The organism is Candidatus Omnitrophota bacterium, assembly GCA_026387175.1.
GTDB lineage: Bacteria > Omnitrophota > Gorgyraeia > 2-01-FULL-45-10 > 2-01-FULL-45-10 > CAIMPC01.
In genome coordinates this window covers 41,273-52,750 of record JAPLME010000010.1, presented here as the reverse complement: position 1 = coordinate 52,750, position 11,478 = coordinate 41,273, and the positions used below count along the sequence as shown (strand labels likewise).

Sequence of the window (11,478 nt, the reverse complement as noted above, 5' to 3'; positions counted from 1 at the left end):
GGCGGTAACTACCTGATACTCCTCGAATGAGCCGTCAGCGGCTTTAGTGGTGACCTTGGTAGTGCCTGAGAGGCCTCTTATAGTGTCTACATAGCTAGTCTCGATCGTCAGTCTCGATCGTCTTTACGCTTAAGACTGTTCCGGAAGCGTTCTTCGCGGTAACTGTCTGTAAAGTCGCATTACCCCAGTCGTCATATGTGGATGTCTCAACGAACTGGTGTTCGGCGAATATGGTCTTGGCGATATCGGCATAGGTGGTGACGTCTGTGGTTATGGTAAGACCCCGGATAGCATTCACCTTCTCGAGGTCGGAAGGTGTGGCGGAGGTAACATATTTATTAACTATCGCTTTAACCGAGAGGAGCTTGAGCGGGTCTCTAGTACTATCGGAGTAGGCCTCAACGGTCTGTGTGAGCGCGTTACCCCATGCGTCGTAACTTGTGGTCGTTACGAACTGGTGTTCGGTGAAGGTATTGTCAGCTGCTCTAGTGATGACATCGGTAGTATGGGCAAGGCCTCTGATGGCGTCTCGGCCATTGGTATATGTATTAGCTATGGATTTGACTGATAAGAGACTGCCGTTATTCTCCGGGGTATCGGAGTAGGCGTTTACCGACTGGTAGAGCGCGTTACCCCAGACGTCATAAGCGTCACTGGCTTTAGTAGCCGCATGGCCGTCCTTATCCATGGCGGTAACTACCTGATACTCCTCGAATGTGATGCCGTCAGCGGCTTTAGTGGTGACTTTGGTAGTGCCTGAGAGGCCTCTTATAGTGTCTATATAGCTGGTCTCGATCGTCTTGATCGATAGAAGCTTGGTCGCCTGAGCGGCCTTATCGGCGCCTGAGTATGCCCTGACTGTCTGTAAAGTCGCGTTACCCCAGTCGTCATATGTGGATGTCTCAACGAACTGGTGCTCAGCGAAGATCGTCTTGGCAGCATCGGCGTAAGTGGTGACATCTGTGGCGATAGCGAGACCCCTTAAGGCCAGAGCATTATCTTCGGAATACTTGTTCGTTATCGTCTTGACACTTAACACGGTTTCGGATTCATCCATAGCGGTCACCGTCTGAGTTACGGCGTTATTGAAAGCATCATAATCTGCTACTTCAACGATTTGGTGTTCAACAAAATTAGCATTTTTATCATAAGTTGCGGCATTTGTATTCCCCACAGTACCTTTGACCTGATCGAGATATGTGGTGATAATATTTTTAGTGTTTAGAAGCTTTGTTAAGTTAGTAGTACGATCACTATATGCCGCCACCGTCTGAGCTGTGGCGTTACCCAAGGCGTCATAACTGGATGTTGTGACGAACTGGTGCTCGGCGAATATGGTCTTGGCGGCATCGGCGTAAGTGATGACATCTGTGGTGCCGGCGAGACCCCGGATAGTATTTACCTTCTCGAGGTCGGAAGGTGTGGCGGAGAGAACATATTTATTCTCTATCGCTTTAACCGAGAGGAGCTTGAGCGGGTCTCTCGGGATATCAGCGCTAGAGTATGCCTCAACGGTCTGTATGAGCGCATTGCCCCAGTCGTCATAGCTTGTTGTCGTTACAAACTGATGTTCGGCAAAGTCGCCGTTAGCGGCCTTTGTAATAACATCGGTGGTATCGGCAAGGCCTCTTAATGGGTTCTTGGTATATGTGTTCGTTACATTCTTGATTGAGAGGAGCGTATTCAGGGTAGCATCGGAGTATGCTCTTACAGTCTGAGCCATGGCGTTGCCCCAGGCGTCGTAGTCACTGACGTTTGTGACTGTTGATACTTGGTGTTCCTCAAAGTTATAGTCCGCATTATAAGTAGTTATGTCAGTTACTCCCGCGAGGCCTCTCAATGGGTCGATGTACTGTGTAGTAATAGCTTTAATGCTTAGAACGGCGCCTTGCTCATCTTTTGCTTTTATGGTTTGAGCAGTCGCGTTACCCCAGTCATCATAGTCAGATGTTATGACAAGTTGGCGCTCAGCGAATATCTTCTTCTCGATATCGGCATAGGTAATAACTTCAGTAGTATCGGCACGACCTAGAACCGCATTTACTCCGGAATATGTGTTAGTTATACCTTTAACCGAGAGGAGCTTATCAACGGGTCTAGTGATATCAGAGTTGGCATAGGCTTTAACTGTTTGATTAAGAGCGTTACCCCAATCGTCATATTTGGATGTTTCAACGAACTGGTGCTCGGCGAATGTAACGCCATCAGCGGCCATTGTAATAACATCGGTGGTATCGGCCAGACCTCTTAATGGGTTCTTGGTATATGTGTTCGTTATATTCTTGATTGAGAGGAGCGTATTCATAGTAGCATCGGAGTATGCTTTAGCTGTCTGTCTTAACGCATTACCCCAATCGTCGTAGTCAGCGGCGCTTGCAACTATTACTACCTGATACTCCTCGAATGAGCCGTCAGCGGCTTTAGTGGTGACCTTGGTAGTGCCTGAGAGGCCTCTTATAGTGTCTACATAGCTAGTCTCGATCGTCTTGATCGATAGGAGCTTGGTCGCGGGATCGGTCTTATCGGCGGCGGAGTATGCCTTGACGGTCTGTAAAGTGGCGTTCCCCCAGTCGTCATATGTGGATGTCTCAACGAACTGGTGCTCGGCGAATATGGTCTTGGCGATATCGGCATAGGTGGTGACGTCTATGGTGATAGTAAGACCCCGGATAGCATTTACCTTCTCGAGGTCGGAAGGTGTGGCGGAGCGAACATATTTATTCTCTATCACTTTAACCGAGAGGAGTTTGAGCGGGTCTCTCGGGATGTCAGCGCTAGAGTATGCCTCAACGGTCTGCGTGAGCGCGTTACCCCAGCCGTCATAGCTTGTTGTCGTTACAAACTGATGCTCGGCAAAAACATGATCTTTATCCCATGTGGTAACGTCTGTGGTGGAGGCAAGACCCCGTATTGCATTCGCTTTGGAAGATAGTGCTACATTTTCGTCGAAATATACGGTCTCTATGTTTTTGATTGAGAGGAGCGTATTCAAAGTGATATCGGAGTATGCCTTAACGGTCTGGTTCTTGGCATTACCCCAGTCGTCGTAGCTGGCGGTTGTTACGAACTGGTGCTCAGCGAATATAGTTTTAGCGATATCGGCGTATGTGGTGACGTCTGTGGTAGTAACGAGGCCCCTTAACCTTAAGACGTTGTCGGTATAGGTGTTATTGACAGTTTTAAAGCTCAATACGTCTCCGGAGCCATTCTTGGTGGTCACTATCTGATACAGCGCGTTACCCCAGGAGTCGTAACCGTCTTCACCTGTACTGGTTACATTGCCGTCTTTATCCACGACTGTCACTATCTGATGTTCGGCGAAGGTCCGTGTCAGGAGATCGGCTTTGTCATAGGTGGTGACATCGGTTGTGGCGACCAGGCCCCTTAAGGTGTCAAGATAGGTGGTTTTTATCTCTTTTACGCTTAGGGTATCGCCCGATTCGTTCTTTGCTGTTACTATCTGTGAAGTCGCGTTGCCCCACATATCGTAGCCCTCAATACCCGCTACTGTCACTATCTGATGTTCGGCGAATATGGTCTTAGCAATATCGGCGTAAGTGGTGACATCGGTGATTTTCGCAATTCCTCTTAATACATCCAGATATTCGGTGTTGATATATTTAACTGAGAGGAGCTTGCCCTGATCCTTAGAAGCGTCAGAGTATGCCTTAACGGTCTGGTTCGTGGCGTTGCCCCATAGATCATAACCGGATGTTGTGACGAACTGATGCTCTGCAAAGGCTCCGTCTTTAGCGGTCTTCGTGACAACATCGGTGGTATCGGCAAAGCCTCGCAACGCGCTTACTATGGGATTATATGTATTTGTTATATTTTTTGCCGAGAGGAGCGCAGTCTCGTTTCTCGTATTGTCAGAATAGGCTTCTACGGTCTGAACCAGAGCGTTGCCCCAGTCGTCGTAGCCTTCCTTGCTTGCGACCGTTACTACCTGATGCTCAACTGAGGCTGTGCTTGTGAGGTCGCGATTGGTAATGACATCTGTGACACCAGCCAGGCCTCTTACGGCATCAATGTATGTGGTACTTATATGTTTAACCGAGAGAAGCATATTCTGGTCTCTAGTGCCTCCAAAATAGGCTTCTACGGTCTGAACCAGAGCGTTACCCCAGGCATCGTAATCCTGTTCACTCGCGACTGTTACTACCTGGCGCTCAACGCCAACAGCACCAACGGCCGTTGTGGTAACGTCAGTGGTGCCAGCCAAGCCTTTCAAGGAATTGAGATATGTGATCTCGATATTCTTGATTGAAAAGAGCTTGTCATCGGATTTAGTGCCGTCGGAGTACCCTCTAACTATTTGGTTCTTGGCGTTACCCCAATCATCGTAGTTGGAGGCTTCCACTACCTGGTGCTCGGCGAAGATCGTCTTAGTGCTATCAGCATAGGTGATAACGTCTGTGGTTTTAGCAAGGCCTCTTAAGACGTCGAGGTATTCGGTGTTGATATCTTTGACGCTCAATACTACTTTGTCTTTGTTCATGGCGGTCACTGTCTGGTGAAGCGCGTTACCCCAGTTATCATAGCTGGATGTCTCAACAAACTGGTGCTCTTCGAAGGTGACACCGTCAGCGGATGTTGTGACAACATCGGTGGTGGAGGCCTGGGCCTTTAAGGCGTTGGCCCCGGCATATGTGGTCCTGATGGTCTTGATCGAGAGAAGCGTATCTAAAGTGGCGTTAGCGTAGGCTTTGACTGTCTGGAGCGTGGCGTTGCCCCAGTCATCGTAGTCAACTTTAGAGGCTACCGTCACCACCTGGTGCTCTGTTACTACCCGGGTCAGATCGGTGGCGACTTTATCATAAGTGACGACATTGGTGAGTCCGGCAAGGCCTCTTATGACGTCGAGGTATTCGGTGTTGATATCTTTAACGCTCAATACTACTTTGTCTTTGTTCATGGCGGTCACTGTCTGGTGCAAAGCGTTACCCCAGTTATCATAGCTGGATGTCTCAACGAACTGGTGTTCTTCGAAGTCGCCGTTGGCGGCCGTTGTGGTAACATTCGTGGTACCGGCAAGGCCTCTTATGACGTCGAGGTATGTGGTATGGATCCTGATCCTTAGCTGTTACAGTCTGGTCGGCGGCGTTACCCCATGCGTCGTAGTTGGAGGCCTCTACTATCTGATGCTCCTCGAATGTGGTGCCGTCAGCGGCTCTGGTGGTAACATTCGTGGTACCGGCAAGGCCTCTTATGACGTCGAGGTATGTGGTATGGATCGTCTTTATGCTTAAGGTGGCGTTGTTCTGATCCTTAGCTGTTACAGTCTGGTCGGCGGCGTTACCCCATGCGTTGATCCTTAGCTGTTACAGTCTGGTCGGCGGCGTTACCCCATGCGTCGTAGTTGGAGGCCTCTACTATCTGATGCTCCTCGAATGTGGTGCCGTCAGCGGCTCTGGTGGTAACATTCGTGGTACCGGCAAGGCCTCTTATACTGTCAAGGTATATGGTCTCGATATCCTTGATCGAGATGAGATTGTCTTTGAGCATGGCTTTGTCGGGGTTGGAGTATGCCTTGACGTTCTGGTTCTTGGCATTACCCCATGCGTCGTAGTTAGTGGCTGTGACGAACTGGTGCTCTTCGAAGGCGCCGTTGGCGGCAGTTGTGACAACGTCTGTGGTAGCGGCCAGGCTCTTTAAGGCGTTCACCCCGGTATATGTGGTCGTGATGGTCTTAACCGAGATAAGCGTATCTAAAGTGGCGTTGGCGTAGGCCTTGACCGTCTGGAGTGTGGCGTTACCCCAGTCGTCGTAGTCAACCTTAGAGTCCACTGTCACCACCTGGTGCTCTGTGACTACCCTTGTCGAATCGGTAGCGATCTTGTCATAAGTTACTACGTTGGTGGTTTTAGCAAGGCCTCTTAAGACGTCGAGGTATTCGGTGTTGATATCTTTAACGCTCAATACTACTTTGTCTTTGTTCATGGCGGTCACTGTCTGGTGCAAAGCGTTACCCCAGTTATCATAGCTGGATGTCTCAACGAACTGGTGCTCTTCGAATGTCCGCGTTAGGAGATCGGCCTTGTCATACGTTGTCACATCGGATTTAGATGCTAATCCCCTATTGTGTCCCGTGAGCGAATATTCATTCTGTATCTCTTTATAGTCGATAATATCATCCGCTGTAACCTCGCCTTCTTTGGCATATTTTGTAATGTTCTGCGAAGTAGCATTGCCCCAGAAATCATATTCCTGATATATGACGAATTGTCTGTCAACAAAAGTCGTGCCATCCGGGGCCCTCCGGCAAATATCCGTTGAATCTGCTTGGGCCTTTAACGCATTAACTCCGGAATAGACCGATGTGAGGTATTTAATATCAAGAACTTGCGCCGCGGAATCCGCCCCTGTCTTTCGCGTTATATCTTGTTTTAGCGCGTTACCCCAGTTGTCATATTTAGTGTAGTTGACCACCTGGTTTTCGGTTACCTCACCGTCAACGGCGGTCTTCGTTGTCACTGAAGCATTGCTTATCCATCCCCTGTTAACATTGATACCCACATAAGTATTTATCGTATCTTTTACATCCAGGACCTTATCGTTGATGTCTTTTCTGATCATGCTCTGGCTGAGAACATTGCCCCAGTCGTCATAGGAGGCGTAAGAGACATCCTGTTTTTCGACAAATTCATTCTCGGCGCTATAGAGCGTAACTATTGATCTTCCGATCCGGCTTAGGTTCTCATCACTATATGTGTTCTCAATAATTTTCTTGTCAATAAGATTGCCTAGCGTCTTTGTCGAGGCATCATATGTCCCATATTTTTTAACGGTCTGAAGTTCGGCATTCCCCCAATCACTGTAACGTGTGTAGGTTACTTGCTGGCCGCTTACAAAAATTCCGCCCCTATCTGTGTAAGTAAGTATGGTCGACGTATTCGCCCAACCTTTGGATCTCCAGATGCCGGATTGGTCATCGTAAGTGTTGGCGATCTCCTTATAGTCGAGGATGGTTGTCATCTCTTTATCCGCATAACGCGTCACTTCTTGCTTGGTCACATTACCGGAAACATCATATGCGCGGTAGACAACTTCCTGGCTTTCTATGCAGGTTCCATCGCGCTTATCATAGGTCCAGATTTTTGCGCTGTCAGCGAGCCCTTTCAGTCTACCGATATCTGAGGTATAGGTGTTCTCCGATATCTTAAAGTCGAGAAGAATTTCTTTTCCATCAGCATCGTAGCCGTATCGCGCGATCTCCTGAGAAGTTGAATTTCCATAAATATCATACTTAGTGTAATTGATTCTCTGCTGTTCAACTATAACACCATCGGCATTCTTCACGATAATAGTCGACTGGCTTGCCTCGATAGAACCTTTCTGATAGATATTTTCGATAGCCTTCTTTTCAATTGTCCTTATGCTATCTTTATCGGCATATCGGACTATGTCCTGGTGAATGGTATTGCCGGAACGATCATACTGATATACCACATCCTGCATATCAACGAAATTTGTACATGCGACGTCGCTATAATTTTTGATGCGAGAGCTTTCCGCTCTATCATGGATATTAAAACTGTTGTTGGTCACTATCTGGGCCGAGCCAAATACAAAATCGGATATTGCCGCTTGATATGTCTCATTGACCATCTTTTGCTCTTTTGCATTGCCTCGGTTATCAAAAGAGGTTGGCGCGGTTGTGATAGTTTGACGATCAACAGCACTAATGGAGACAACCGTAATTGTGCCTTCCAAATTATCGGCTATAGTGGCTGAGCCATAACGCACGATGGTGCTCTTGCCCACATTGCCCTGGGAATCAACGTTATTGTTGGTGATCATCTTAGCCTCGATGAAGTCGGATGCGGTCATGGCCAATGCGGCATAGGTGACTATAAACTGTACATTAGCGGTCCCTGAATAGGTGAAGCCCGCAGTAGCGCGGATCTCTTGAATGTCTTTCAACACCTTAGTCGCACTATCATCGGAGTAAGTAATGATCCTTTGGTTTTCGGCATTGTGATTGATGTCAAATAAGCGGTTCTCTATCACCTGGTAGCTGGTGACCTGGGGATCCTTGCCGTTCTCATCGGTCTCGCTTGTGGTGATCTTTTGGATATGAGCGTCGCCTCTGGCATCTATGCTCTCGTTATGGGTAGTTATTATCTTCTGTGGGAGCATATTACCCTGGGCGTCTCTTACGAATGTCTCGGTCTTCTGATCAATGGCATTGCCCTTATTGTCGTATAACTCAGTGGTGGTGAAAGTCTTCTCGATCAGCTTAGCGCCATCGGCTGTATCGCCGGAATACTTCATAGTCGTGGAAGTCGTTGCATTCCCCTTCATCTGGGCTTTCTTATTATCATAGGTATTCACTATGTCCTTGAAGGTTTTCTGGCCGTCCGATGCGGCGGTGGTAAGTATAGTCTGGTGCAGAGCGTTGCCGTAACGGTCGTATTCAAGATAGCTGATGGCCTGAGTATCGATTTCAGGACCGTTGGTGGTGATCGTGGACTTAGTGGAATCATAGTTTGTGATCTTGGAAGTGGCCACCCTGTCATGGAAGTCATATCCTGAATTCTCGATGTGTTGTTTTTCGGCTACTTTATAGGCTCCTTCGATGTAGGCCTCTTTGGTGATGTCGAGTTGCCTCTTAAGTCGAATCTTGTGGTTATGATCGTTTGTTTTGTGACAGCGGAGACATCCGATAGAACTATGTTGCCGTTACCGCTCTCCAGTGTAGCCGCGGAATAGGTGGTGATGGTGCTCTTGCCCACATTACCCTGGGAGCCGACTGTTTCATTGAAGATATACTTGGCCTCTATGAAGTCGGAGGCGGTCATGGTCAAAGCGGAATAGGTGGCGATGCTCTGCTCAATGGCGGTGCCTGAGGAGGTGAAGCACGCCGAGCGTATCTCCTGGACGTCCTTTAATTCAGTCTTGGCGGCATCGGTGTAGGTGACAATCTTCTGGTTCTTGACGTTATGGCTTAAATCAAAAGCGCGGTTCTCTATGACCTGGTAGCTGGTAACTTCGGGGTTAAGCCCGTCCTTATCGGTCTCGCTTGTGGTGATATACTGCATATGAGCGTCACCGCGGGCGTCGATATTTTCGTTATGGACCGTTACCACTTTCTGGAGAATGGGTTCGTGGGAGCTGTTATAAACAGAAGTCTCGGTCGTCTGGTCTTCAGCGTTACCCTTTAGATCGTATTTGTCGGTGGTGGTAACAGTCTTCTCTATCAGGTTAGTTTCAATGACGGCGGTACCGGAATACTTGATGGTTTCGGAAGTCTTGGAGTTGCCTTTCATCTGGGCTATCTTGTTATCATAGGTATTTGCTATGGTCTTATAGATATAGGTCTTAGTACCGTCGATTTCTTCGGAGGTGGTGAGGATGTTCTGGTTCCAGGCGTTGCCGTAACGGTCGTAGTTAAGGTAGTTAATGTCCTGGGTATCTATAATCTTGGCAGCGTCAGAGGGCTTATTATAGTTAACGGTCACGGCCGGATCAGCGGAATCATAGTTTGTGATCTTGGAAGTGGCCACCCTGTCATGGAAGTCATATCCTGAATTCTCGATGTGTTGTTTTTCGGCTACTTTATAGGCTCCTTCGATGTAGGCCTCTTTGGTGATGTCCTGAGTTGCCTCTTAAGTCGAATCTTGTGGTTATGATCGTTTGTTTTGTGACAGCGGAGACATCCGATAGAACTATGTTGCCGTTACCGCTCTCCAGTGTAGCCGCGGAATAGGTGGTGATGGTGCTCTTGCCCACATTACCCCGAAGACTAATGTCATTATTGGTAATCACTTTAGCCTCAATGAAGTCGGATACGGTCTTGGTCGACTCAACATAGGTGGCATAGGTGGCGATGATCTGTTCGCCAGCGGTTCCCGATGAGGTAAAACCTTCCGAACGTATCTCCTGGACATCCTTCAATTCACTCTTGGTAGCATCGGTGTAAGTAATGATCCTCTGGTTGGTGACATTATGGCTCGGGTCAAAGGAGCGGTTCTCTATGACCTGATAGCTGGTCACTTCGAGGGACTCCCGGGTGCCGGTGCTATCAGTCTCACTGGTAGTGATATGCTGCAAGCCGGCATCCCCGCGGTTATCTATACCTATATTCTCTACCGTTGTGGACTTCTGGAGTTTAAGCTTGCCCTCAGAGTCTAAGACGTATGTTTCGCTGGTCTGTATGCTGGTCTGTATAAGGGCGTTACCTCTGTCATCGAAGGAATCTGTGGCCGTCATGGTCTTTTCTATAAGAGTAGTGTTGTCTTCGGTAGTAGAAGTGTATCTCTTCACCGTGCTTAAGCGGGCGTTGCCGCGCCTTTCGGCTTTATCTGTGGCGGCCTGGTCTATCGCTCCGCTGGCGTCATATACCGTAAAGTTGTTCTCTATCACTTTGTGGTCGATCAGTTCGGTCTTATTAGCATCGGAATAGGAGTTGATGGTCTGGGCTACTGAATTGCCGAATTTATCATATGCGCCGTAGGTGATGACCTGGACTTGCGAGAAGTCCGTCATGGCTTCATCTTTATAGTTATAGATGCTCGTCTGTGTGGCTCTGTCATGTAGGTCGTAGGGGGCGTTTTTGATAACTTGAGCCTCGGAGAACTTTAAGACTCCGTTATCATACCAGCTCTTTGTTATCGTCTGGATTAAAGCGTTGCCGCGGAGGTCGAAGTCGTTTTTCTCGGTATGGATGGCCTGGAGATCTATGGCGTTAGCGGGAGTTATCACCCCGGTGGCCGGATCTATGGAAGCCGAACTGTAACGCGTGACTACGGAGTCGCCCACGTGCCCCAGGCTGTCTATATTTTTATTCTCCACCACCTTCACATCAATTATATCGGTCTTCGCGGCATCGGAATAGGTGATTATGTTCTGCTGGCTGGCGACGCCTGAGGATGTGAAGCCCATAGAACGTATCTCCTGGACGTCAAGAAGAGTGCCGCCTTCCTGGGTGTAGGTCAGGATCTCCTGGCTCGTGGCATTATGGTTCGGGTCGTAGCTGTGGTTCTCTATCACCTGGTATGTGACCACGGTACTATCGGTCTGGCTGGTCGTTATATGCTGCGTGGCCGCGTCGCCGTGGTTATTGATGTTTATGTTCTCTACCAGGGTGGACTTCTGGAGCTTCATCTCGCCTGAGGCGGAGTCCAGGACGTAGGTCTTGCTGGTCTGCTGGACGGCATTGCCGTGGGTATCGAAGGAATCTGTGGTGGTTATGGTCCTCTCTATGAGATTAGACTCAGTCTCTTCAAATGCCTTATACCGTATCACAGTCGTAACGGTCGCATTGCCGCGCCTTCTGGCGAGGTCGTCTGTATAAGTGTTAGTTATAACCTTATGGTCGATCAGGCTGTCGGCGATGGGATTGCCATTGGCGGGATCGACGGATGAATAAGAGTCTATGACCTGGTTCTCGGCGTTTCCGAACTTGTCGTACTTCTGGTAGGTAATGACCTGGAGCTGCGAGAGCTCAGATTTAGCCTCATCCTTATAATTTAGAAT

The 11,478-nt window shown here is 48.6% G+C and carries 5 protein-coding genes; 1 reads left to right on the top strand and 4 read right to left on the bottom strand.

What is annotated here, in order from left to right; genetic code table 11:
• Window positions 1-94: 94 nt before the first annotated feature.
• Window positions 95-4,936, bottom strand: a complete 4,842-nt coding sequence (locus NTY76_05730) for a hypothetical protein (protein MCX5678593.1) — start codon at window positions 4,934-4,936, stop codon at window positions 95-97.
• A gap of 73 nt (window positions 4,937-5,009) precedes the next feature.
• Here NTY76_05730 and NTY76_05725 point away from each other — a divergent pair, with 73 nt between their 5' ends.
• On the top strand, window positions 5,010-5,249 hold the full coding sequence (locus tag NTY76_05725; GenBank protein ID MCX5678592.1) for a hypothetical protein: 240 nt from the start codon (window positions 5,010-5,012) through the stop codon (window positions 5,247-5,249).
• Between the two features lie 46 nt (window positions 5,250-5,295).
• Here NTY76_05725 and NTY76_05720 read toward each other — a convergent pair whose 3' ends face one another.
• Genes NTY76_05720 through NTY76_05710 form a run of 3 tightly spaced genes read right to left on the bottom strand, consistent with a single transcriptional unit; the run spans window position 5,296 to window position 11,247 of the window.
• Window positions 5,296-8,511, bottom strand: a complete 3,216-nt coding sequence (locus NTY76_05720; GenBank protein ID MCX5678591.1) for a hypothetical protein — start codon at window positions 8,509-8,511, stop codon at window positions 5,296-5,298.
• A gap of 47 nt (window positions 8,512-8,558) precedes the next feature.
• On the bottom strand, window positions 8,559-9,506 hold the full coding sequence (locus tag NTY76_05715) for a hypothetical protein (GenBank protein MCX5678590.1): 948 nt from the start codon (window positions 9,504-9,506) through the stop codon (window positions 8,559-8,561).
• 52 nt (window positions 9,507-9,558) lie between these two features.
• Complete coding sequence (locus NTY76_05710; GenBank protein ID MCX5678589.1) at window positions 9,559-11,247, bottom strand: hypothetical protein; 1,689 nt, start codon at window positions 11,245-11,247, stop codon at window positions 9,559-9,561.
• Window positions 11,248-11,478: the final 231 nt, after the last annotated feature.